Source organism: uncultured Lacinutrix sp., from assembly GCF_947500325.1.
Taxonomy (GTDB): domain Bacteria; phylum Bacteroidota; class Bacteroidia; order Flavobacteriales; family Flavobacteriaceae; genus Lacinutrix.
On sequence record NZ_CANMRQ010000011.1, the window covers coordinates 95,459 to 120,188 of the forward strand.

Genomic DNA, 24,730 nt, shown 5'->3' on the forward strand with positions numbered 1-24,730 from the left:
ATGCTAACAAAAAGAATAATCCCTTGCTTAGATATTAAAAACGGAAGAACAGTAAAAGGAGTAAATTTTGTGAATTTAATAGATGCAGGTGATCCTGTAGAATTAGCAAAACAATATGCTCTTGAAGGAGCAGATGAATTGGTGTTTCTTGATATTTCTGCAACATTAGAAGGAAGAAATACTACATTAGAAATGGTTCTTAAAGTTGCAGAACAAGTTAATATTCCATTTACTGTTGGAGGTGGTATTTCTTCTATTGAAGATGTAGATAGACTTCTAAAATCTGGAGCAGATAAAGTATCAATAAATTCTTCAGCAGTAAAACGACCAGAACTAATAAGTGAATTATCAGAGAAATTTGGAAGTCAATGTATTACTGTAGCTATAGATGCTAAACAAATTAACAATGAATGGGTTGTACACTTGGCAGGCGGAAGTATTCCTACTCAATTAAATTTATTTACTTGGGCTAAAGAAGTAGAACAACGTGGTGCTGGCGAGATTTTATTCACTTCAATGAATAATGATGGAACTAAAGCAGGATTTGCTAATGAAGCTTTAGAAAAGTTATCAAGTGAATTAAATATTCCTATAATAGCTTCTGGTGGAGCAGGAACTATCCAGCATTTTATAGATACTTTCAAAGTAGGAAAAGCAGATGCGGCATTAGCTGCAAGCGTATTTCATTTTGGTGAAATACCAATTCTAGAATTAAAACAAGAATTACAGAATAATGATATACCAGTAAGGTTATGAAAAAATTATTTTTAGATGATATTAGAACCATAGAAATGGTTTATGATAAATCTACAGAAAATGAATTTGATATTGTTAGAACCTATCATGCATTTGTTGAATATATTATAAATAATGGGCTTCCAGAGTTTATAAGCTTTGATAATGACCTTGGTTTAGATGAACAGGGAAACGTTGCTTTAGATGGATATGCAGCTGCAAAATGGTTAGTATATGATTCTGGTTTAGATTTAAGAAAATTAAATTATAAAGTGCATTCTGCAAATCCAGTAGCTGCAGAACAAATAAAAGGGCTTTTAAATAATTACATAGAATATTTAAATAAAAAATGAAGAATATAAAATACAATACACAAGGATTAATCCCTGCAATAATACAAGACGAAAATACTAAAGCAGTATTAATGCTTGGTTATATGAATGCAGAGGCATTAGATAAAACATTAAAAACTAATTTGGTTACTTTTTTTAGTAGAAGTAAGCAACGTTTGTGGACAAAAGGAGAAGAAAGTGGAAACGTTTTAAATTTAGTTAGTATTAAAAATGACTGTGATAATGATGCATTATTAATTACTGCAAGCCCAAAAGGACCTACGTGTCACAAAGGTACAGATACTTGTTGGGCAGAAACTAATAATGAGAACTATGGTTTTATTTCTAAGCTAGAAACAGTAATAGAAGATAGGAGAACAAATGCTAGTAGTGAAAAATCTTATGTTGCATCATTATTTGAAAAAGGAATTAATAAAATAGCTCAAAAAGTAGGAGAGGAAGCGGTAGAAGTAGTAATAGAAGCAAAAGATAATGACGACAATTTATTTCTAAATGAAAGTGCAGATTTATTATTTCATTATTTAATGCTCTTACAGGCTAAAGGATATAAACTTAACGATGTTGTAGAAGTATTAAAAAATAGAGAAAAATAAGTATAATCTTTTTGTAGTAATTCTTCGTAAATAGAATATTAAATACATTCTAACATGACTAAACACTCTTTATTAAACTACTTATTAATCTTTTGTTTAATTGTTTCTGTTTCATCTTGTTTTGAAGATGAAGATGATTTGCAATCTGCAAATACAAATACACCTTTAAGTGCAACAGATCCTAATAACCCAAACCCTTTTACAGGAGTTATGCCTGCTATAGAAACAATGCCTTATGCTCAAATATCAAGTAATCGCTATTGTATAGATTTGCAAGTATGGGATATACCAAATAACAGAACAGAACCAATAAAAACGACAGATAATATTCAAGCAGCGATAGATTGGGCTGTTGCAGAAGGTTATGGAGAAGTGTGTTTACCAGCTGGTCATTATTTAATTGGTAAATATGGAAATGATATTTATCAGGCAGGTATAGAGCTTCGAAGTAATATGGCTTTTTTATTAGATCAAAATGCTATTATAGAAATGGCTCCAAATAATAAATGGAATTATTGTGCAATAGCAGTTCGCGGAAAATCTTATGTCGTAATTTCCGGAGGTAAAATACTTGGAGATAGAGAAAATCATGAATTTACGCCTAGAGAAAGTGATGGAGCAATTGCACATGACGAAGGTCATTTAATTTGCATTGAAGGCGAAAACGAATATGTAACTATTGAGAATGTAACCTTAGGCAAAGCAAATGGAGATGGGATTTTAATGGTAGGTAGTCCAAGTGGTTCATTAGAGCAGAACCTAAAAAACATTACTGTAAGACGTAATAATTTTTCAGATAATAGGAGACAAGGTATTTCGTTAGTTGGAAGTTCTGAAATTTTAATAGAAAACAACGAAATTCATCATACAAACGGTACATCTCCTCAATTTGGAATAGATTTAGAAGGCGCAGGACGTTTAAATGAAAACATTACTATTAGAAATAATTATTTTCATAATAATAGAGGTGGAGATATTGTAAATACAGATGGCAAAAATGTCTTGCTAGAGGATAATATTCTATTACAAGGAGATGATAGTGAGTATATTGATGGCCCAATAGTATATTGGAAAAATGCAGATTGGACTATAAGAAATAATACAATTACTATGCGTACAGTATCAGTTAATAATTGGAATGGAATTATTATGTATTCTAATGATAACCCAAAAACAAATCCTGCAACAACTTTTATCTATAATAATACTCTAAATAATTCTGGAATGTATATGTATAAAGGTGCAGATTTAGAGATAAGAGATAATTATTTTAATAAAGGGCATTTAGCGTTTTGGAAAATGGATAATCTTACTCTTGAAAATAATATAGTAGAGCATCCAAATGAGTGTTGGGCATATCGTTTTCTTGAAGTTAGTGGAAGTGCATCGGGAAATACATATAACGGAGAAGCTTTTAGCATACCATTAGAAGATAATATACCTTGGGATGGATGTTGGATAAATTAGTATAGCAAAAAAGGCATTAGAAATATTTCTAATGCCTTTTTCTTATTTAAGTGTTACTAATCTTATTTTATCCAATGCTTCTCAATAGCAGATTTAGCTAAAAATACTAAAGCTATACAAACAACAATAACTAGTATTGGCATTACATAACTCTTTACTTCAACATTTGCAAATATATAACCATGTTGTACTATAGCTGCAATAGCAGAAATTATAAATAGAATATAAGCCCATTTCTTTTTTATTAATAAAGAAACTGCTCCTAAAAAGCCACAAAATACAGCCAAAGCAAATGCTGCAGTATACCAAGCTGGATATTCTACTAAAAATTCTGCTTGTTGTTCTTCTGGTAAAGCTGCTATCATTTCATCTGTCATAATGGCCCTTCCTACATAAGCCATAACGCCTAGTCCATTCCATAGTAAGGCTAAAACGGCTACGATCCAATACCATACAGGTATTTTTTGTGTTGCATTTTCTGTCATAATTTTAAGGTTTTGTTGGTTAATTTTAACTACAATGTATAAAAATTTTGTCATATCTGTTAAAATGGGTTACTTGCTGCTTCTATGAGCGCATTTAATAAAAAGTACTATTACCTTATTACTATTCAATATTTAGGCTATCGTTTTCATGGCTGGCAAAAGCAACCAGATGTAAAAACATTACATCTTATGGTAGATCGAACATTAAACTTTATTCTAGAAGGAAAACGTTTTAAAAGCTTGGCCTCTGGAAGAACAGATGCAATGGTATCTGCAGAAGAAACTGCCATTGAATTATTTCTATATGAACCTATAACAGATAAAAATGCTTTTCTAAAACTATTTAATACTAATTTACCTCAAGATATTAGAGCATTAACTATTAAAGAAGTCGATGAGAAGTTTAATATTATTAATAACCCTAAAGTGAAAGAGTACTTGTATTTGTTTGCTTTTGGCGATAAATTTCATCCTTTTTGCGCGCCAATATTAACAACAATATTAGATGATTTAGATGTTAACCTTATGAAACAAGGCGCTAAATTGTTTGAAGGTGAACATTATTTAAAAACGTATTGTTATAAGCCTTCAGATAATGGTATTTATAAACGTGAAATTTTAACTTGTGAAATTGTAGAGAATACTATTTATACAGCAAACTTTTTTCCTAAAAAGAGTTATTTGTTGCGTATTCGAGGTAAAGGTTTTATGAGAAATCAAATTAGATTAATGATGGGTACATTAATCGATTTGGGGAAAAATAAATTATCACTTAAGGATATTGAAAATTCATTGTTACCAGATAACACTGTTAAAATGGAATATATAGCTCCAGCTTCTGGACTAATTTTAAAATCAGTTGAATTTGAATAGATAATAACCACTATATTTAAAAAAATAATTTCAATTATAATGAGTAATACAGTTTCAAAAGACATTTTAACATTTCTAGATAAATTAGAAAAGAATAATAACCGTGAATGGTTTACAGAGAACAAACCAGAGTTTAAAAGGATTGAAGCTGAAGCTAAAGCATTTTATAATACTGTTTTAGAGCAGTTAAACAGTCATGATGAAATAGACAAGTTAAAGATTTTTAGAATTTATAGAGACGTACGTTTTTCAAAAAATAAGTTGCCTTACAAAAACAATCTTGGCGGTTCATTTCATCGCACAAAGCCTAGACTAAGAGGTGGTTACTATTTGCAAATTCAACCAAATAATAAGAGTTTTATCGCTACAGGTTTTTGGGATCCAGCTAAAGAAGATTTATTGCGTATTCGTAAAGAGTTTGAAATGGACGATCAAGAGATTAGAGATATTATTAATGACAAAACGTTTAAATCTATTTGGGGAGATTTTGTTGGAGATGAATTGAAAACAGCTCCTAAAGGTTTTGATAAAGAGCATTCTGCTATAGATTTAATTAGAAAAAAACAATTTATCTTCGTTAAGAACTATTCAGATAAAGAAGTATTATCAAAAGGGTTTATAGATGATGTTAATAAATCTTTTAAAACCATACGGCCATATTTTGATTATATGAGTGATGTATTAACTACAGATTTAAATGGTGTTTCGATGCTTAAAGACTAAATAGATAAGGCTGAGTATTTTTACTCAGCCTTATCTAATTTTACTTTTATTTAGTTTTATACTTGACTTAATCCACCATCAACTTCAATTTCAATTCCATTAATGTAAGAGGCTTCATCCGAAGCTAGAAATAATGCTGTGTTAGCTACCTCTTCAGATTTTCCAAAACGACCTAATGGTACTTGTTGAGCAAAACCTTTTCCCATGTCTTCAACAACATCTTCAGGTAATCCCATTTTTCCATATATTGGGGTGTCTATTGGTCCAGGAGCAATAGAGTTTACACGTATGCCTCTTGATTTCACTTCAGATGTTAATACTCTAGAGTAGGCACGTAAAGCACCTTTACTTGCAGAATATACACCTAATCCATCAAACCCTTTTTGATGTACAATTGAGTTTGTAAATAATATTGAACCACCATCATTAATATGTGGTAAGGCTTCTTTTACAGCAAGAATAGGCCCTTTTACATTAATATCGAAAATTTCGTTGTAATGAGATTCTGTTATTTCATTTGTTGGTGTAGGAGGCGCAATACCAGCATTTAAAAATAGAATATCAATTTTTCCGAATTTATTTGTAGCTTCTTTTATTAGGTTAACATTATCTTCTGGCTTAGATACATCGGCTAATACAGTAATAAAATCACCACTAAGATCTTTTACTATTGCATCTAATGCTTCTTGACGTCTTCCAGATAACACTACTTTTGCGCCTTCTTGCAGGTATAATTTTGCAGTAGCTAAACCTATACCGCTATTTGCTCCAGTTATTACTGCTACTTTGTTTTTTAATTTATTCATAGTTTTTGTTTTTATTTGAAACAATCGTTTCAAATTGAGTTAAAAAAAATTAATTTAATATCTGCAAAGTCATTTTTATAATACCTTGCAGTTGTTTTTTGTCATTAATTAAAATACCAGTCATTCTAAATCCTTGAATAGAAGAAAATAAGAATAAACTATAATTTTTTGCTGTTTGATTCTTATTAATAAGTCCTTCATTCTGTCCTTGAGATATTAAACTTTCAAAAAGCTGTAAAGTCTGTTCTTGATTATTGTTTAAAAAATTATTAATTAATAAATCTTGATTGGCCATTTCAGATTTACAATTAGTAATTAAACATCCCTTTCTATCTTTGTCAGATAATATTTCAGATAAATACAGGTTAAAAATAGACTCAATCGCTTCAAGTGAATTTTCAGACTTGATAAGTGTAGAGGCAGTTATTTTACTGTACTTGTTTTGATAGTTTTTTAAGCATTCTAAAAACAAACTCAATTTGTTACCAAACGAATTATAAATGCTTGATCGGTTTAAACCAGTAGCATCAACTAAATCTTGCATAGAGGTTGCATTGTAACCTTTTAAATGAAAAACATTACTAGCTTGTTCTAAAACATAATCTTTATTAAATACTTCTACTTTTGGCATTTTATTTGAAATGAACGTTTCAAAATTAGTGTAATTATTAATATCTAAATGTTAAAATAATAATAAATTTAAACAGCTTTTAGCATTTCTGGAGTTTCAAACAATTGAATATTGCTCTGTAAACGCTGTATTACTATATTCATCATACGTTTATTTAGTGCAGAAGAATTTTCAATATATATACTATATTCATTTGTTGTAAATTGTCCAATAACCATCCCTTTTAAAGAATTTCTAAATTTTATGTCTTTATGTATGGCATTGTCTATATAGTGTTGTCTCCTTTCTAAGGTTAATTCATAAAACACATTTTTGTGCTTTTTAATATAATTTCTAAATACTTCAATAAATAAATCGTTTTGAAGTTTAATAATTGGTCGTAAGGTTATATTCTGAAAACGTTCATCTTTACTCATATTATCAGAAATTCTTATCGAAGAAATAATTGGCCTAATGGCTAATAAATGTTGATCTCTAGCACTCATATTTGTAGGGTTTTAATAAAAATAGACATAAAGTCCGTTTAAAATTTTCATTAAGAATTTACTTGTTAACTGTGTTATGAACATATATCTTTATATAAAAAAAGAAATGAAATTTGGTAGCGTAGACAATCCAGAACTAATAGATTTTACATTTCCTAAGGATCATAAAGAAACTAAACGTGTTTTAAATTTAGTAAAAGACGATAATATACCAGATATATATGTAGGTTGTGCTAAATGGAATAGGGCAGATTTAAAAGGGTTTTATCCAAGAGGTACTAAAGACGAATTGATATATTATGCGTCTCAGTTTAATGCTATTGAATTGAATGCAACATTTTACCGTATTTTTCCGCCAGAGCAATTTGCAAAGTGGTATGAAAAAACGCCAGCTAATTTTAAATTTTTTCCTAAACTTAATCAAGAGATAAGTCATTGGAAAAGATTGCAGGACACAAAAGAAGTAGTTGAAAACTATTTATATTCTGCTGTTAATTTAAAAGAAAAACTGGGAACTATCTTTTTGCAAATGCATAGTAATTTTGCTCCTAAAGATTTTAATAGAGTTGTAGAGTTTATTGAAAGTTGGCCAAAAGAAATACCATTAGCTGTCGAGTTTAGACATACTAATTGGTATAATGATGAAAGTGTTGCTAATGAGTTGTACGATTTATTAGAAAAAAATAATATCTCTAATATTATTGTTGATACAGCAGGCAGAAGAGATATTATGCATATGCGTTTAACAAATAGCACTGCTTTTGTACGTTATGTAGGCGCTAACCATCCAAGTGATTATTCTAGATTAGATGATTGGGTCTTGCGTTTAAAAGAATGGAAAGACAGTGGTATTAAAGAAATTAATTTCTTTATTCACCAAAATATTGAAAAAGAATCACCTTTGCTTTCGGCTTATTTTATAAAGAAATTAAACGCTGAATTAGATTGCAATTTAAAAGTACCGAAAGAAGACGATGAGAAAAACAATAATGTACAACAAAACTTATTTTAATATATGAGATTTCACACAAGAAAATGGGTAAAACCGGAAGATTTAAACCCAAATGGGACATTATTTGGAGGTAGATTGTTAGAATGGATAGATGAAGAAGCTGCTTTATATACTATTGTACAATTAGATAACCCTAAAATTGTCACTAAGTATATGTCTGAAATTAACTTTACAAGTAAGGCTGTGAAAGGAGATATTGTTGAAATAGGAATGGAGGTTAAAGCATTTGGAAATAGTTCATTAACACTTAAATGTGAAGTTAGAAATATGATGACTAGAGAAACAATTATTACTGTAGACAATATTATTATGGTTAATTTAGGCGTTAATGGAAAACCTGAAGCTCATGGTAAAACTAAAATTGAATATGTGAAAGATCGTTTAAAATAGGTTTTTAATGTTCAATATTTTTATAGCGAGTTAATTTACTTTTCTAAAGCTATTATAAAGGTATTGTTACAACAAGTAAATAACTGTTTGTGACTTAATTTTCTTTTTCTTCTATAAGTTTTAGTAGCTTATATATTTCTAGTATAAATTAAGAGAAACAATTTTTAAAACGGTATTATGTTTTGAATATGACTGTAGTTATTTTTTTTATAAAAGGAACTACAGTCATATTATAAAATAACCTATGATCTAAATGTGTAAAGCTTAGGTTTGCTTTTAAAATATTCAATCATACGGTATAATTATTTACCTTGGATTAGGAGTACTAAGGCACATATCTGTACAACCCATTGGTCCAGAGCTAAAGCAAGGGTTCCAAGTAGGGCAGTCACCACTCATAAAATTATTTAAAGCTATTTCTCTACACTCTGCTTCATATCCTGCAGTGTTATTAAAACAGTAGTTAGGTACTTGACCTCCATTAATTAATTTTTGTTCTGCTTTGTTTAAAACTTTTCCTAAGTTTAAAATTGATTTTTTCATTTTTTTATAATTAAAGATTAACAACATTTAAAGTAATTACTATCTGGTTGGCCTTCTGGATCCCAGCCGTTTGCACAAGTTGTTTCATTCCAGCCCAGTTCTTCACAAGACATTCCCATACCGCCACCATTAATGGCTTTTTGTTCTGCTTTATTTAAAGTTTTTCCTAAGTTTAAAATTGATTTTTTCATTTCTACGTATTTTAATTAATTTAATTCCTTGATTATTTTAAGACATTCAAGAATTATGTCTATTCCTCGCGAGAGAATACTTTTATGTTTTTAGAGTTTAAAAAACTATAAATCACATGTTGTGTAAATGTGAATATGTTTGTTTAAGTTGTTTGTGTCTTTTTAACCGGAATTAAAGTTTGATTGTACTTTTCTTCTAATTCTTCAATAAAGAAGATTAAATCAGTTCTATTGTATTCTTTGGGAAAAGCCTGACCATTTATCAAAATCTCAGGAGTAAAATTGATAGTGTTATTTTTACACCAAATTCCTTCTTTTTTTAATTCCGACATGAAAATGATTTTATTTTCTCCCCACTTTTTTAACCATGTAATAGTATTTCCATTTTTATAAATATCATTCATTGCTTGTAAGCAGTGTTGCTCTCCCTTTTCTTTATATATTTCAAGTAGTCTACTTGTGACTTTTAAGAGATCGGTATTTTCATTTTTCACATTAACATTAAAGCGAATTTTTATGTTCACTTTGTCATGATATTTATGTAATATGTTATTTATTTGTTTGTGAACTGGTTTACAATGTCCACAAAAAGGATTCGTGATTAGTACGATTTCTAAATTAGAACTTCGGTTCCCAAAAACAATTTCTTCTGCATCGTTAATAGTAGTGCTTACTTGAGATGATTTCTGTAATAAGTTTTCAAATAATGCAAAATTTCTTTTAAATTTTACATTCTCAATTTGTTCTTTTTTTAACTTATTAATACTTGTAAGCATAGGTTTAATATAACTCCAAACTAAATAGACACTTATAGTCGTTAATCCAAAAACTAAAAAATCATTTATTACAAAATCACTTATAAAAGTATTTGCTATTATTAGAGTCGTGACTTGTAACCATAATACACCAACTATAACTAAACATAAAGGGCACCATTTTTTTACAATAGCATATTGATAATATATTGAATATAAGGTTACAGGTATTGTTAGTAAGTTTATAGAAAAAGAAATTACGGGATTAGAAATTTGAAAGCAAGTTAGTAAGGTTAAGCTTGCAAAATAGAGTATACTAAAATCACTTAATTTATAATCTTTAATAATTTTAGAACCATTCGAAGTCAACACTGCATCACAATCTTTTTTCTCATCTGCACCTGAACAAAAAGCATCTCCAATTGAAGTTTGTAGTCCTAATTCTTGTTTAACAATAGCAATACTTGTTATAAGACCAATAATTGATAATCCTAAATGAAAAATAGTAGCTGTTCCTATTGAAGCTAAATTGTTAAATATTAAAAATAAAGAGAGTATAGAAATAAAAATAAACCCTAGATGTTTAAAAATATTTCTATTAGATGATTTTTCTTCATTAGTAAGTTTTTTTTCTACAGCTACAATAATACCTGTGAATTTATTTAAAAACTCTTTAGTTGTTATTACTTGTTTTTTACTTTCTGTATTAAAAATATAATATTCTAGATTCTTTTTTTCTACTAGAGTTAAGGATTGCCCTTTATTTGTGTTTATTTGGGCAATAAAGTAGTTTGGTAGTTGCAATAATGTATCAACATTTACTGGTACATCTGCTGCTATGTTTTCTATATTAAAATGGTCTAAAACACCAGTTATAGCATGTAAACTAGGGTAAGATGGATGGCTTTGAATCTGGAACGATAATTCTTTTTTATCAAAAGGAATTTGATTTTTTTTCAGAAGCTTTTCTAATATGCTTACTAATGTGTTTTCCATATAGGGATAGAATTATCAATCTTTATTTATAATTTTCAACTAGATGGTTATTACATGAATATTTTTTTTGGGCTCAAACTTTAATAACACTTATTCCGGTATTCAAAACAAATCTATTTCGTCTTGATTGATAATGAAAGAGACAGTAATGTCTATTCATAAATAGACATAGGAAAAAGAATGTCTATTTATAAATCAACATGATGTTTTTTTACTTATTGATGCATCATTTGTTGTACTTTTATACTAAAAAATACAGTTTTGCTTATATGAAATTAACGTTCTTCGCTTTCCTTTTCTTTTTTTTGGGATATTCTCAAAAAAATGAATCTTTTAAGCTCCCTTGGCATAAAAAAGTGCTAGAATTTTATAGAGTTAATAATGATAGTGCTATTTTTTATTCTAAGAAAATGCAAATGCATGCTAATTCTCCTTGTGAACAAATGTATGCTTTAGCATATGAGGCTAATAGTATATATTTTAAAAGGGAATGTGACTCTTCAAAAAAACTGAGTTTGAGAACATTAAGTAAGATAGAGCAGCAAGCATCAATATTAAGTGATAGTTGTTATTTTTTTTTAAAATATAATGTTTTAGGAAGAATTGTATATGCTGAAAAATGTTTAGGAAATTATCATAAAGCTTTAGAATACATTTCTAAATGTAGAGTCTTAAATGAGCATTATAGTCAATATTCTAAAAACCATGAACTGGTGCTTAACTATAAATCTGCATTAATCTATATTAAACTTGGACAATATAAAAAGGCTATAGCATTGCTTAATAAGATTAAGAGCTTTCCACACGAAGCTTATAATAAATTAACACATTCATCCATATATGTAGCTTTAGGGGATTCATATTTAAAATTTTATGAAAAATATTTAAATAAAAGTTTTTTAGATTCAGCAAGAGTATATTATAAAAAACATTACGAATTATCAACACAAATTGAATCACAAGTTAAGTATACCCAAAAGTTATACAACATAAAAAAAGGAATCATATCATCATATAATAGTCGATATGATTCTTCCTTATACTATTTAAGAAAAGCAAAGAGTATAAATCTTATTGAACAAAAGCATTTTACCAATCAGGAGATAGATTTTTATATGTCTGAAGCCTTCCATAACTTAAATAAGTTTGATTCTTCAATTTACTATGCAAATCAATTTCTTAAAAAATATAATAATTATCCTGGAAATAATAATTTGCTGTTAAAAACACATAACATATTAGCTTCTTCTTTTAATGAAAACAAACAATACAATAAAGCTTATGAACATTCTTCCATTGCTTTAGATGAATTTAAGAAGATAGGGCGGTTAAAAGTGAATGGAATAGAAAAGTTAAACCTTATTAATTTAAAAAAAATACATAATGAAAATCAAGTATTTTTAAATAAAAAGAATATTAAATGGGGTGTTTACAAAGTGTTGTTAACTCTTCTTGTTATTGTTTTACTAGTTTTTATATATCGCAACTATATATATAAGAAAATGATTAAAAGCAACAATTTATTGAGTGTTACTAACGAATTAATAGTTAAGAAAGACCTTATAAAAGGTATAGGACAATCTAAAATTAGTATTAATGAAGATATTGTACATAAAATTATCAAAGGATTAGAACAACTTGAAAAAGAAAAAGAGTTTCTAAATGACGATTTTAATTTACCATATATAGCAAAAAAGTTGAACAGCAATACATCATATGTTTCGAAAGTTATTAATCATTATAGAGGGAAATCTTTCAAACAGTATATCAATAACTTGAGAATTGAATATATTATGAAGGAATTGAAGGAAAAACCATCTCTTAGAAAATTTTCTATAGATGCTATTTCTAAAGATTTAGGGTATTCAAATGCTTCTTCCTTTTCAAAGATATTTAAAAAAAACACAGGTGTTAACCCTTCTGATTTTATTAAAGAATTAAATAAAAATGATAATAAAGCTTAGTGAAACGCTATTCTGCTAAAAGCTCTTGTATTCTTTGTTCTAAAGCCTTTCCAGAAATATTTTCACTTGCTATGCGTCCTTTTTTATCAATTAATAATTTAAAAGGAATAGATTCAACACCATAACGAAACGCTAATATTTTATTTTTATCAATAACATGATAATCCCAAGTTAAATTATCACTATTAATAGCGTTAAGCCATTCAGATTCTCCTTTATCTTCACTAACACTTAATATTTCAAAACCTTGATTTTTATATTTTTGATGTAATATTACTAGATTTGGGTTTGTTGCCCTACAAGGTGCGCACCAACTTGCCCAAAAATCAACTAATATTACTTTTCCTTTAGGTATAGAATTGAGGGATATAGATTCTCCATATGGATTTAAACCATTAATTTTATAAGCCAATGGTCTATAGTCTCCTTTATAATTTTCTGAAACTTTTTTTATTGCCACTACAGGTAATCTTTCTTTAATTTTTGATTCTTTTCCTTTAATTAAAGAATCTATCGAACTGGCAAAAGATAAAGCTTTAATATCTTGAGATAAACCACTATATAACTCCCTTAAAGTTTTAGAACTATAGGTTTTAATATTGTCTTTTATTAATATTAAAGATAAATAGGAATTGGGATGTTTATTTATAAAAGATCTTATATAGTTATTTTGTTTTGAAAAAAGTTCTAATCGTTCTTTTCTCAGTTTTTTAATGTTTTCTGAAGAAAAGTTGCCTTTTAAATTATAATAAAGTGACATGCCTTTGTCTTTAAAAGTAGTCATTTGAGAAGTATATTCACGATATTCTTTTTGAATGGTAGAATTAGAGTATGCAGTTGAAAAGTCTATTCGACGATTCAAAAAGACATGAATTCTAGAATTATCTACTAAAAGAGGATAGCCTTTGTTCTTATTTTTTATTTGAGAAACACGATACATTTTTGGTGTTTCAATTCGACCTTTAAAGTTAAATTTAGAATTATAAACAATAGTAGAATCTGCTAATTTGTATGAGCCATTTTTAGTTTCAAATAAAAATATTTTAGTGTTATCAGGAGTAAATGAAATTCCACTAATTAAAAAAGTATTTGCTTCTAATTTATGCTCTTTAGAGTCGTCTTTAAGAATAGCTTTATTGTCTATAATTGGTACTTGTTTGGTCTTAGATAATTGGTCACAACCAAAAAAAGAAAAGCTAAAAAAAAGTAATAATAGATGAATTTGTTTATACATGTATAGTGTATTATAACACTATATTACAATTTTTTAAAGTTAGATATTTATCAACTGTATTTTTTTGTTAACATGAAATAAACAACTCATTTAAGTTATTATGATAATGGTTTGAGGTATTTACTATCTACATAAAAAGTGCCAAAAGGAATAAGAGAACCTAATAAGATAATAATAAAAGTTTTTGTATCCCATTTGTATGTAGATCGTAAAAATACAGCTAAAGCTATATAGGCTACAAATAATAAACCATGAGGCATACCTAATAATTCTACATATTCATCACTTCCTGATGGTATACGCTTGTATATTGAAGCAGCCATTAATAGGAGATAAGATACACCTTCTAAAAAGGCTACGATTCTAAAAGTCTTTAACATTGATATTATTTTTTTATTATTTTTTCTGTTGAAATAATGGTATTGTTTTTATTTTTTAGCGATGCCAAATATACGCCACTTTGTAATGACGAAATATTTATATTAGAATTACCAGAAATTTTATGCGATAATAATTTTATTCCATTCAAACTATAAATTTCTAGAATTGAGATAGAGTTTTCGTTATTTTTAATACTCAAATTATCTTTTACTGGATTAGGGTATAATTTAAATATAGGCTCGTTTATTTCTTGTTCAGAAGTAGAAAGTGTGGCATCAAAATAAGTAATGGCCAAATTAAAAGCATCTATCCCTATTTGTTCTCCAATTTGTCTACCGCGAATATCATCTATAGGAGGATGTATTCCTCCCCAAATTCTAGATAAACTTGTTTGGTCTGATGCATCTCTATAAGTTGCCCACTGTAAAGTAAAATCTTGAGTTGGGCCTTCTTCAAAAACTAAAAAATCATTTTGGGTTACATTAAATGTCCCCATACCATCTGGAAAAAAAGCATCTCCAGTAAATAGTGTTAAAACTTCTGCTGCAGCTCTAGAAAAGGTAGAATGTCCTGATAGATATCCTGCAAATGGTGGAGTAACAAATGTGGGTCTTTGATATGGCCACCAATGTTCTCCTAGAATCCAATCTACACCAGCTGCATCAGTATCTGGATTTACTATGTAATCAGGACCTTTCCAAGCTCTAACTTTTATTTTGTTAACGTTTTCATCATTAGTGCCAGCCAATGCGTCTCCAGTTTGAATAAGTTCAATTAAATTAGAAATTAATGGTAAACCATGTGGATCATAATTTGGCAAACTAGCATCTGTACTTTGCCCTTTTCCTGCCATATAACGAATTGCAGAAACTGGACGTATATAATCATAATAACCTTTAATGCCCCATGTATTAATTGCTGAATCATGCATCGCTCCACCTAAAGATAAGTAACCTTTTACGTCCCATTCTAGATCACTTACTATACTACCTTGTCCGCTAATTTTTTTTATGGTAGCTTGATGGTCGCTTACGTAATTAAAAATTGTAAACCAATGTCCAGGAGGCGTTTCAGAATCTGGGCCATCAGCCCAAAACTCAGCCAAAACTCTGGCATAATCACTTCTTTTAACTAATTGCTCCGCGTATGGTAAGCCCGTTTTTGGATTTAAAGAATGTCCTATTCCAGAATCACCACCATTAGCGAAATTATAAAAAGCCTGATACTCAGAAAATGTTTCTGGATAATTTGATATATCAACATTACCAATAGACGCAGGTGAAATGTCTATTGTAGTTGCATCGTTAGGATCTAAGTGTGCAGACCAAGCTATTACTAATGAAAAATACCATTTATAAGGGTCGTCAATACCATCTTCATTAGAATTTTGAATATAATCTGGAGCTCCAGGATCATTATACACATAACAATCAAAACCATTATTTATAATGTTTAAGTCTTCATTTTTAAGAGAAAAAGGAATCACTTCTCCCCATTCTGGACTTAAGAAGTCAGGAGTGTTTAAAGGAAAAGTATTACCACTTTGGTCAACAAATACATCAAATGCTAATGGTTGCCATTTATTTGGGTCTATAGAAGTGTTGTCTTCATATAATTCTAATATTAAAGGCTGGTTAGAAGTTATATAATGTTCATTTGCATAATCGTTTTGTTCATTAGAGCCATCTTGTAATCCAAAATTAATTATTTCAGAAGCAAAATAATTACCTAATGCAGCATAAGAATTATTACTATAATCTGTAGTAGTAATAGTTTCATCATACCCCAAGTTTGCAAAAAATGATGATAAAGATGCTAGAGTAGTAGCTGCGTTTGGAGCATTTGCAAAGCGATGACTAAGCAAACGAAATAGAGTGTAACTCATTATTTCTCTTCTGGCATCATCAAGATTACTTGGAGTCGCAATGCCATTAAAATTAAAGGTGTAACCTGCATATGTTTTTCCTAAAAAAACAGTTTCAGCTTCTGAGTCAAAAAGAGCCCAGGTATCATACATAGCTATAGAGCTATGAAATAAGTTTCTAGCATGTACAGTAGGTCTTGCATAATCTAAACGGATGGCACTTAATAGCTCTTCATTCCATTCTCTAGCAATAGATTGTTGTGCGGTTAGTGTGTTTAATATTGTTAAAAAAACAACATTAAATAGGATTAGTTTTTTCACAAGTTTTTATTTGTTATGATAGGTTAAGTAAACATAATAAAAAGACATAAGATTAGAAACAATTTCATTATAATAATTATCTTTAAAGTTTAATCAAAAAACCACTTATAGTATGCGATTGTTAAAGCTCAGTTTTGTTCTTTATTTAGGACTTGTTACATCTTGTAATTCAAATTTTTCAGAGGCAAAGGATAAAGAATTTAAAATTGATTATCAAAAATTCACACTTGATAATGGTTTGGAGGTTATTTTACATGAAGATCATAGCGATCCTATTGTTGCAGTTGCCACAATGATGCATGTAGGATCGAATAGAGAAAAACCAGGAAAAACTGGATTTGCTCACTTTTTTGAGCATATGAGTTTTAATGATAGTGAGAATGTACCTGTAGGTGCTAACCGTAAAATGATTCCAGAATGGGGAGGAAGTCGTAACGGAGGTACATCTAATGATTATACTGTATACTATGAAGTTGTACCTAAAGACGCTTTTGAAAAAATTTTATGGATTGATTCTGATCGGTTTGGTTATATGATTAATACAGTAACAAAAGAAGCTTTAGAAAGAGAAAAACAAGTTGTTAAAAATGAAAAGCGACAACGTGTTGATAATGCTGCTTATGGTTATACAGATGAGATAAAGAGAAAAAACCTATATCCTGAAGGTCATCCTTATAATTGGACAGTTATTGGAGCATTACCAGATTTACAAGCTGCTACAATTGATGATGTTAAAGAATTTTATGCAAAATATTATGGTGCTAGTAATGCCTCTTTAGTTATTGCGGGAGACATTGATATTGAGGAAACTAAAAAACTAGTAGAGCAGTGGTTTGGAGAAATACCTAGTGGGCCAGAAGTAGAAGATTTACCAGCAATGCCTGTGACTCTTGAAAAGACGAAATCTTTATATTTTGAAGATGGATTTGCTAAATTGCCAGAATTACGAATTACTTTTCCTTCAGTAGAAGAATATCATAAGGATAGCTATGCATTACAAATTTTAGGACAACTATTAAGTGGAAGTAAAAAAGCTCCTTTATATAATGTTGTTGTAGAAGAACAAAAACTAGCGCCTAGTATAGGAACTTTTCAGTTTAGTAGTGAATTAGCAGGAGAATTTATATTTAGAGTACGTGCCAATGCTGGTAAGGATTTAGATGATGTAAAGTCTGCTATAGATGAAGGTTTAGATTGTTTTGAAAAGAATGGTGTAAATGAAAATGATTTAAAACGTATTAAAGCTGAGCTTGAAACAAGTTTGTATAGAGGAATTAGTACTGTTCTAAATAAAGCATTTCAATTAGTTGAGGATAATGAATTTATTGGAGACCCAAGTTATATTACACAAACAGCAAAGTTAACAAACGCTGTTACCCCAGAAGATGTTATGCGAGTATATAACCAATACATCAAAAATAAAAATTACGTGATGACTAGTGTTGTTCCTAAAGGAGCATTAGATTTAGCCATAACCAATGCTGAAGAAGCAAAAGTATGGATTGAAGAAGTAAAGAAAGATGTAGCTAATGAAGAAGTAAGTCAAGGGGCAGAAGCTGTTTATGAAAAAACACCTTCAAAATATGATAGAAGTGAACCTGGTTATGGAGAATTGCCCTTATTTAAATCACCAACTGTTTGGAGTGGGAATTTAAATAATGGAATGGCTATATATGGTATTGAGAATAATGAAGTGCCTTTGGTACAATTCGATGTAACAATTCCAGGTGGGCATTTGCTAGATCCAAAAGGGAAGTCTGGAGTAGCAAACTTGTTAAGTGATTTAATGATGGAAGGTACAGCTAATAAAACACCAGCAGATTTAGAAGAAGCTATAGGATTACTAGGCGCTAGTATTGGTATATATTCTGCAAAAGAAGATTTTCATATAACAGGATCTTGTTTGTCTAAAAATTTCGATGCTACTATTGCTTTAGTAAAAGAAATTTTATTAGAACCACGTTGGGATGAGAAAGAGTTTAATCGAATTAAACAGGCTTTAGAAACTAATTTAAAGGATAGAGAAGCTAATCCTAACTTTATAGCTTCTAGTATTTATAATCAATTGTTATATGGAGCAGATCATATTTTTGCTATTCCAAGTTCTGGCACTCTTCAAACAACTAAAGATATAACATTAGAAGATCTAAAACAGTATTATAAAAACTTATCACCTAAAAAAGCCGTTTTTCATATAGCTGGTGCGATTAAAAAAGAAAAAATAGAAAAATCTTTAGCTTCTTTAAATGATTGGAATACTGAAAGTTCTGTATTGCCAAAATATGAGCTACCAAAAACAACAAAAAAGAACACACTTTATTTTATTGATTTTCCTGGTGCAAAGCAATCTGTTTTAAATATTGGAAAATTGGCATTATCAAGAACAAATGATGATTCAAATAATTTGAGATTTGCAAACGAAATTATTGGTGGAGGTTCTAGCGGTAAGCTATTTCAAACTTTAAGAATTGGGAAAGGTTATACTTATGGCGCATATTCTGGAATTAATAATAGTAATGAGATAGCTCCTTTTACAATTAGAAGTAGTGTAAGAGCTAATGCTACTTTAAAATCTTTAAATATTATTAAAGATATGGTCACTAATTATGCAGACGATTTTTCTCAAACTGAAGTAGAATTAACTAAAAATAAAGTTTTAAAAGCAAGTACTAGAGCATATGAAAGTTTAGGTGCACAATTAGGAATGTTAAGAAATATTAGCAAGTATAATTTGTCTAATACTTTTACGGAAGAGGATCAAAAAGAACTAGTTGCAATGACCTTAACTGATTATAAAGCTATTATTAAAAAATACTTAAATGAAGAAGATATGATATATGTTGTAGTAGGAGATAAGGCAACTCAATTTGAAGAAGTTAAACAATTAGGTAAAAACATTATAGAATTAGATATATATGGCAATGAAAAGTAATTAATATACTTTATACATTAAATGGAGAAAGGAGAAAGCTATTGGTATTTTCTCCTTTTTTTATGAATAATAAAATTGAATTTGTTTTTACTATTATATAACGAATAAAGTGTGCGTATCTTTGTAAACTATTATATTAAGTATGATGAGTAAAATGAAACAACAACAAGCTATTTTAGCAAAATTAAATATCAAAACGCTAAATCCTATGCAGGAAGAAGCTTTGTTGTCAATATCTTCTACAGCAAATACAGTTCTACTATCTCCTACAGGAACAGGAAAAACTGTTGCTTTTTTATTACCAACAATTAAAGCTTTAAATATAGAATGTAAAAATGTACAACTACTAATTTTAGTGCCGTCAAGAGAATTAGCTATACAAATAGAGCAAGTAGTTAGACAAATGGGATCTGGATTTAAAGTTAATGCTGTTTATGGAGGTAGGCCTTTTTCTAAAGATAAAATAGAACTAGCACATCCTCCAGCAATTCTTATAGGTACGCCCGGTAGAATAGCAGATCATTTAAGAAGAGAAACGCTTTTGGTAGAGGATATAAAGACTTTAGTCTTAGACGAATTCGATAAATCACTAGAAATAGGTTTTGAAAAAGAAATGAGTGAGATATTATCAAATCTCCCTAATATAAAAAAACGTGTTTTAACGTCTGCGACTCAGGATATAGATATTCCTAGTTTTGTTGGTCTAGAAAATGAATTAATTATTGATTATCTAGATATAAAAACCTCAAATTTAGAAGTAAAAAAAGTATTAGCTCCCGATAAAAATAAGTTACAAACTTTAGTTGATTTACTTTATCATATTGGGAACAAACCTGGTATTATATTTTGTAATTTTAAAGATAGTATTCAATTTGTTAGTGATTTTTTAAATAAAAATAAAATTGATCATGGTTGTTTTTATGGAGGAATGGAACAAATAGAAAGAGAACGTGCTCTAATTAAATTTAGAAATGGAACGCATCAAATTATAATAGCTACAGATTTGGCTGCTCGTGGACTAGACATTCCAGAACTTAATTTTATTATTCATTATCAGTTACCTTTAAAAGTAGAAGAGTTTACACATAGAAATGGACGTACAGCTAGAATGAATGCTGGAGGTACTGCTTATGTTTTACAATTGGAAGATGAATATTTACCTGAATTTATAAAGACTTCACAAATAGAAAAATTGAATAATTCTAATGCTTCTATAAATAGTAAATGGGCAACTTTATATATTTCTGGCGGAAGAAAGGATAAAATTTCAAAAGGAGATATAGCGGGTTTATTATTTAAAAAAGGGCATTTGGATAAAAATGAACTTGGTATTATAGAATTAAAACAAGATTGTGCTTTTGTAGCTGTCCCAAAAGATAAAGCGGAGACAATTATAGATAAGACAAATAATTTACGTTTAAAGAAAAAGAAAGTAAGAATTACTAAAATATAAAATATTTATTAGGCTCGTTATTGATACAATAAGTGTAGCTTTAGTTTTTTATAAATTAATATGCCAAAGCTAAACACTAAAATCTTAATAGTATTATCATTCTTTGCAATATATGTTATATGGGGATCAACATATTTACTAAATAAAATTGCCGTAACAGAATTGCCTCCATTTTATATTGGAGCAATTCGATTTTTTTGTGCAAGTATTTTAATATTTTCCATTGCTTTGGCAATGAAAATAAAAATAGTAATAACGAAAAAACAGTTTGCCAATTCAGTTTTTGTTGGTTTTATGTTTTTAGTTTATGGTAATGGTGTTTTCGTTTGGGCTTTAAAATATGTTGATAGTGGTTTTGCAGCTTTGTTAGCGTCAACCCAACCATTATTTGTATTGTTTTTAATGCGCTTGATGGATAATAAAAAAATAAAGACGAAGTCACTAATCGGTATAGCATTTGGTATTATTGGAATGTATTTATTAGTAAGTCAACGTGAATTTGTAACAAATAAAATGACTGTATTAGGGATATTCATGATTTTTACATGTGTTTTTGGGTGGAGTTATGCAAGTGTATTTGTTTCTAAAGCAGATGTTCCAAAAAACTATTTAGTTAGCACAGGTTACCAAATGCTTATTGCTAGTATAATGTTGGCATTGGCAAGTTTAGTTTTTGGAGAAATTTGGATTTCTCCAGTAGAATGGAGTACGAATGTAAAGTGGTCAATGGTATTACTTATTATATTTGGAGGTATCGTTGCATTTACAGCTTTTAATTATTTGTTAAAAGTGGTTTCTACAGAAAAAGTAGCAACTTCTGCATATGTTAACCCAGTAATTGCTATGCTTTTAGGCTGGTATATTTTAGACGAATATTTAAGTTTGCAGTCTATAATTGCTGCTGTTGTATTATTAACAGGTGTGTATTTTATTACTTCAAAAAAATAAAAAATTTTATTTGAAATGAGGCACTAAACAATTGTATAAAAAAAATCAAACTAAAATATAATTAGTTTGATTTTTTTATGATTATTATATAAAAAGTTACCTAGTAACTCTACTCTTAGTACAAGGACAATTACTAATACCTTGCAGGAAGTCAAGTCCTACTGTAATCATGTGAGTTCCAGAATTGTAACTCGATAAACCATTAATAGTGAATTGATATGAGTATGCAAAATAAAATTTAGATTTCATTATACCAGCCATTGGTCCTAAATTTAAAGGTTTAAAGAATTGATCATTTAAGAAGCGGTAAGAAACTCCTAACCAATAATAATCTTCTTTTCTATTATACTTTCTATATTTAAAATTTAAATCGGTACTAGAACGTCCATCACTGCCAAATAATTGGTAAAAGACAGATGGTTCTAATTGCACATTTTTATTGTATTTGCTTTTTATAACATAACCTGAATAGAGCTGGAGATTTAAAAGTAAATTTGGTTCAATCCCAGTAAAGTCATCAATATCTTTTGGTAATATATTATTAGCATTTAGACTTAAATAAAAATCTTTGTTTCTATATAGCGCACCAACATCAAAATTGTTGTTATTAATAGCTCTATCACCATTCATAATAACAAAAGGATCTATAACTTCATTTTCATAAGTTGGTTGAAAATTTTCAATGTCAATTTTAAAGCTATTAATATTATATGAGATACCGAATGATAAGTATTGCTTAGATTTATAATCTAAAATAAGATGTTGAGCAAAAGAGAATTTAGCTCCTTTTTGACGTGTATTTCCATTTTTATCGTTATAGAAAGAAATACCAACACCTGAACGGTCTGCAATTCTAAAATCAGCATAAAATGCTTGATTATCTGGAGCATCTTTTATACCTACCCATTGTGTTAGCCCATTTGCTCTAATTCTAAAATTGTCTCCAATACCAGCATAAGTAGGGGAAATAACAAAATCATTATCGGCTAAATATTGAGTATAAGCAGGTAAGTTTAACTCTTGAGCATAGCTTTGAGCAAATACCAGTAAGAATATATATATTATTAGATTTTTCATATTATTATTATTTAATATAAGCGCGATTTATAATTACCTGTAAAGCGTGAAATGTCCAACAAAACTTCTATCATTTTCAGAGCTATTAACTCTTACTACATACCAATAGTCTCCAGTAGGAAGTTCTTTGTCATTATACTTACCATCCCAATATTCACCAACTTTTAATTTAGCGACTACACGTCCATATCTATCAAAAATATCAAATTCAAGATTTGGATAATTTTCAGAACATCCTGGAGCCCAACCATCTTCTACACCATCATTATTAGGTGTAAAATAATCAGGAATACAAACCTCTATAAATTCCATTTCTATAGAAGCTACTGCCATACAGCCACTACTATCTGTAACAGTAACTACATAAGTTCCAGATTGTGTTATAATAAAAGTATTAGTGCTGCCATAATCTTCATTGTTAAGTGTATAAACATAACCTCCAGATCCACCGTTAGGCGTAGCAACAATTTCATTTAATCCACCTTCACTTAATGTAAGTGTTAATGGAACCGCTTGAGTTATATCAAATAAATCAGTAGTTTGAATACAACCATTTGTATGTCTAACATCTATAAAGTTATCTGTACCTGGTGGTACATCATTGAAAATATTACTAGCTTGGTATGGACCACCATTTAATGAATAGTCTATATCTGTAAGATCTGTAATACTATCATCTACTGTTACAGTTACAATGTTAGTTGCTACATTATTAACACAAAGGTACTCTATAGTCACTGTTGGCTCTATTCTTACAGATTCTGGGAATGTAATATTCCATTCAGAAGCACAGCCTTGGTCATCAAGAATATAAACAACATGATCTCCACCAGATAATCCAGTAAAATCAAACTCAGTTTGCGTTGCAGTACCTACAGTATATACACCGTTAATGTCATCAAGACTTACACTATATGGTAAAGTACCTCCAGAAATATCAATACTAAATTCTCCATCACTATCGCCATCACAAAGTTCAGGCATTACAGATCCTCCAACAACACTTAATACAACTGGAGCTGGTTCTGTTATAGTGAAAGTAAATGTTTCAAAACAACCTAATACATCCTGTACAATAACCTCATATGTGCCTGGCGCAAGGTTTTCAAAAATATTAGTTTCAAAGAATTGATTTAATTGAGGTGAAATCGCATATTTAATAATTCCTGTTCCACCTGTTGCAATAATCTCTAACACACCATTATTATTTCCACTACATGTTACATTAGTTGTATTGAAAGTAACGTTAAGTGGCGCTAATGGCTCAGTAATAGTTATAGTAGAAGATGTCGTGTTACAATCATCACTATCTACAGTAACGACATATGTGCCAGCCACAAGTTCAGTAAATACACCAGGACTATTTTGAGTTGCCGTTACTGGGTTACCCATAGTATCTTCTAATGTATATACATAGTTTCCTAAACCACCTTCTGCGGTTGCAGTAATAGCACCAGTATTATCACCAGCACAATTAATAGTAGGGTTTACAGAGACTAAATTAATCTCTAGATTAGG

24 protein-coding genes are annotated in these 24,730 nt (G+C 29.3%); 12 read left to right on the forward strand and 12 right to left on the reverse strand.

Annotation, left to right across the window (positions count from 1 at the left end; genetic code table 11):
- From hisF to Q0997_RS13575, 4 genes are read left to right on the forward strand one after another with little or no spacing between them, the layout of a single operon-like run.
- Positions 1 to 756: an imidazole glycerol phosphate synthase subunit HisF gene (gene hisF / locus Q0997_RS13560; RefSeq protein WP_299889758.1), complete on the forward strand. Its 756-nt coding sequence runs from the start codon at positions 1 to 3 to the stop codon at positions 754 to 756.
- Positions 753 to 1,088: a cyclic-phosphate processing receiver domain-containing protein gene (locus tag Q0997_RS13565; protein ID WP_299889760.1), complete on the forward strand. Its 336-nt coding sequence runs from the start codon at positions 753 to 755 to the stop codon at positions 1,086 to 1,088. Before hisF ends, Q0997_RS13565 begins: the two co-directional genes overlap by 4 nt.
- Positions 1,085 to 1,681, forward strand: coding sequence for a bifunctional phosphoribosyl-AMP cyclohydrolase/phosphoribosyl-ATP diphosphatase HisIE (hisIE, locus tag Q0997_RS13570; RefSeq protein WP_299889762.1), 597 nt, complete (start codon positions 1,085 to 1,087; stop codon positions 1,679 to 1,681). The genes Q0997_RS13565 and hisIE overlap by 4 nt, the downstream gene beginning before the upstream one ends.
- Before the next feature lie 54 nt (positions 1,682 to 1,735).
- Positions 1,736 to 3,148, forward strand: coding sequence for a right-handed parallel beta-helix repeat-containing protein (locus Q0997_RS13575; RefSeq protein ID WP_299889764.1), 1,413 nt, complete (start codon positions 1,736 to 1,738; stop codon positions 3,146 to 3,148).
- Positions 3,149 to 3,210: 62 nt separating this feature from the next.
- Here the strand turns inward: Q0997_RS13575 and Q0997_RS13580 are convergent, their stop codons facing one another.
- Entirely contained in the window at positions 3,211 to 3,633 is a 423-nt protein-coding gene (locus Q0997_RS13580) for a hypothetical protein (protein WP_299889766.1), read from the reverse strand.
- Positions 3,634 to 3,717: 84 nt separating this feature from the next.
- Between Q0997_RS13580 and Q0997_RS13585 the strand changes: the two genes are divergently transcribed.
- On the forward strand, positions 3,718 to 4,506 hold the full coding sequence (locus Q0997_RS13585) for a tRNA pseudouridine(38-40) synthase TruA (protein WP_299889768.1): 789 nt from the start codon (positions 3,718 to 3,720) through the stop codon (positions 4,504 to 4,506).
- 39 nt (positions 4,507 to 4,545) lie between these two features.
- Positions 4,546 to 5,229: a DUF2461 domain-containing protein gene (locus Q0997_RS13590; protein WP_299889770.1), complete on the forward strand. Its 684-nt coding sequence runs from the start codon at positions 4,546 to 4,548 to the stop codon at positions 5,227 to 5,229.
- A gap of 56 nt (positions 5,230 to 5,285) precedes the next feature.
- Here the strand turns inward: Q0997_RS13590 and Q0997_RS13595 are convergent, their stop codons facing one another.
- From Q0997_RS13595 to Q0997_RS13605, 3 genes are all read right to left on the reverse strand, one after another.
- On the reverse strand, positions 5,286 to 6,035 hold the full coding sequence (locus Q0997_RS13595) for an SDR family NAD(P)-dependent oxidoreductase (protein ID WP_299889771.1): 750 nt from the start codon (positions 6,033 to 6,035) through the stop codon (positions 5,286 to 5,288).
- A 49-nt stretch (positions 6,036 to 6,084) separates the two neighbouring features.
- The gene (locus Q0997_RS13600) at positions 6,085 to 6,666 is read right to left on the reverse strand and encodes a TetR/AcrR family transcriptional regulator (protein WP_299889773.1); all 582 of its coding nucleotides are present in this window, start codon (positions 6,664 to 6,666) and stop codon (positions 6,085 to 6,087) included.
- A 68-nt stretch (positions 6,667 to 6,734) separates the two neighbouring features.
- On the reverse strand, positions 6,735 to 7,151 hold the full coding sequence (locus tag Q0997_RS13605) for a glyoxalase (RefSeq protein ID WP_299889775.1): 417 nt from the start codon (positions 7,149 to 7,151) through the stop codon (positions 6,735 to 6,737).
- 106 nt (positions 7,152 to 7,257) lie between these two features.
- Between Q0997_RS13605 and Q0997_RS13610 the strand changes: the two genes are divergently transcribed.
- Together Q0997_RS13610 and Q0997_RS13615 are read left to right on the forward strand one after the other, a co-directional pair.
- The gene (locus Q0997_RS13610; protein ID WP_299889777.1) at positions 7,258 to 8,163 is read left to right on the forward strand and encodes a DUF72 domain-containing protein; all 906 of its coding nucleotides are present in this window, start codon (positions 7,258 to 7,260) and stop codon (positions 8,161 to 8,163) included.
- A 3-nt stretch (positions 8,164 to 8,166) separates the two neighbouring features.
- Entirely contained in the window at positions 8,167 to 8,553 is a 387-nt protein-coding gene (locus Q0997_RS13615) for a hotdog domain-containing protein (protein WP_299889779.1), read from the forward strand.
- 306 nt (positions 8,554 to 8,859) lie between these two features.
- Here Q0997_RS13615 and Q0997_RS13620 read toward each other — a convergent pair whose 3' ends face one another.
- The 3 genes from Q0997_RS13620 to Q0997_RS13630 all read right to left on the reverse strand — a co-directional run bounded on the left by Q0997_RS13620 (position 8,860) and on the right by Q0997_RS13630 (position 11,038).
- Positions 8,860 to 9,096 carry a hypothetical protein gene (locus Q0997_RS13620; protein WP_299889781.1) on the reverse strand — a complete coding sequence of 79 codons (237 nt, stop codon included), beginning with the start codon at positions 9,094 to 9,096 and terminating at the stop codon, positions 8,860 to 8,862.
- 17 nt (positions 9,097 to 9,113) lie between these two features.
- Positions 9,114 to 9,287 carry a hypothetical protein gene (locus Q0997_RS13625; RefSeq protein WP_299889783.1) on the reverse strand — a complete coding sequence of 58 codons (174 nt, stop codon included), beginning with the start codon at positions 9,285 to 9,287 and terminating at the stop codon, positions 9,114 to 9,116.
- A gap of 143 nt (positions 9,288 to 9,430) precedes the next feature.
- The gene (locus Q0997_RS13630; RefSeq protein ID WP_299889784.1) at positions 9,431 to 11,038 is read right to left on the reverse strand and encodes a vitamin K epoxide reductase family protein; all 1,608 of its coding nucleotides are present in this window, start codon (positions 11,036 to 11,038) and stop codon (positions 9,431 to 9,433) included.
- 269 nt (positions 11,039 to 11,307) lie between these two features.
- Here Q0997_RS13630 and Q0997_RS13635 point away from each other — a divergent pair, with 269 nt between their 5' ends.
- The gene (locus Q0997_RS13635) at positions 11,308 to 13,002 is read left to right on the forward strand and encodes an AraC family transcriptional regulator (RefSeq protein ID WP_299889786.1); all 1,695 of its coding nucleotides are present in this window, start codon (positions 11,308 to 11,310) and stop codon (positions 13,000 to 13,002) included.
- 7 nt (positions 13,003 to 13,009) lie between these two features.
- Here the strand turns inward: Q0997_RS13635 and Q0997_RS13640 are convergent, their stop codons facing one another.
- The 3 genes from Q0997_RS13640 to Q0997_RS13650 form a co-directional block, all read right to left on the reverse strand.
- A complete protein-coding gene (locus Q0997_RS13640; protein ID WP_299889788.1) occupies positions 13,010 to 14,236 on the reverse strand; it encodes a TlpA disulfide reductase family protein in 1,227 nt (408 codons plus the stop codon).
- A 98-nt stretch (positions 14,237 to 14,334) separates the two neighbouring features.
- Positions 14,335 to 14,616, reverse strand: coding sequence for a DUF3817 domain-containing protein (locus Q0997_RS13645; protein ID WP_299889790.1), 282 nt, complete (start codon positions 14,614 to 14,616; stop codon positions 14,335 to 14,337).
- A 5-nt stretch (positions 14,617 to 14,621) separates the two neighbouring features.
- The gene (locus Q0997_RS13650; protein WP_299889792.1) at positions 14,622 to 16,802 is read right to left on the reverse strand and encodes a T9SS type A sorting domain-containing protein; all 2,181 of its coding nucleotides are present in this window, start codon (positions 16,800 to 16,802) and stop codon (positions 14,622 to 14,624) included.
- A gap of 112 nt (positions 16,803 to 16,914) precedes the next feature.
- On the opposite strand from Q0997_RS13650, the gene Q0997_RS13655 reads away from it, so the two are divergent.
- The 3 genes from Q0997_RS13655 to Q0997_RS13665 all read left to right on the forward strand — a co-directional run bounded on the left by Q0997_RS13655 (position 16,915) and on the right by Q0997_RS13665 (position 22,135).
- Positions 16,915 to 19,734 carry a pitrilysin family protein gene (locus tag Q0997_RS13655; protein WP_299889794.1) on the forward strand — a complete coding sequence of 940 codons (2,820 nt, stop codon included), beginning with the start codon at positions 16,915 to 16,917 and terminating at the stop codon, positions 19,732 to 19,734.
- A 142-nt stretch (positions 19,735 to 19,876) separates the two neighbouring features.
- A complete protein-coding gene (locus Q0997_RS13660) occupies positions 19,877 to 21,187 on the forward strand; it encodes a DEAD/DEAH box helicase (protein ID WP_299889795.1) in 1,311 nt (436 codons plus the stop codon).
- 60 nt (positions 21,188 to 21,247) lie between these two features.
- Positions 21,248 to 22,135, forward strand: a complete 888-nt coding sequence (locus Q0997_RS13665; protein ID WP_299889797.1) for an EamA family transporter — start codon at positions 21,248 to 21,250, stop codon at positions 22,133 to 22,135.
- A gap of 96 nt (positions 22,136 to 22,231) precedes the next feature.
- On the opposite strand, the gene Q0997_RS13670 is transcribed toward Q0997_RS13665, so the two are convergent.
- Positions 22,232 to 23,212 carry a type IX secretion system membrane protein PorP/SprF gene (locus Q0997_RS13670; protein WP_299889799.1) on the reverse strand — a complete coding sequence of 327 codons (981 nt, stop codon included), beginning with the start codon at positions 23,210 to 23,212 and terminating at the stop codon, positions 22,232 to 22,234.
- A 33-nt stretch (positions 23,213 to 23,245) separates the two neighbouring features.
- A partial coding sequence (locus Q0997_RS13675; protein WP_299889801.1) for a T9SS type B sorting domain-containing protein occupies positions 23,246 to 24,730 on the reverse strand: 1,485 nt, incomplete at its 5' end.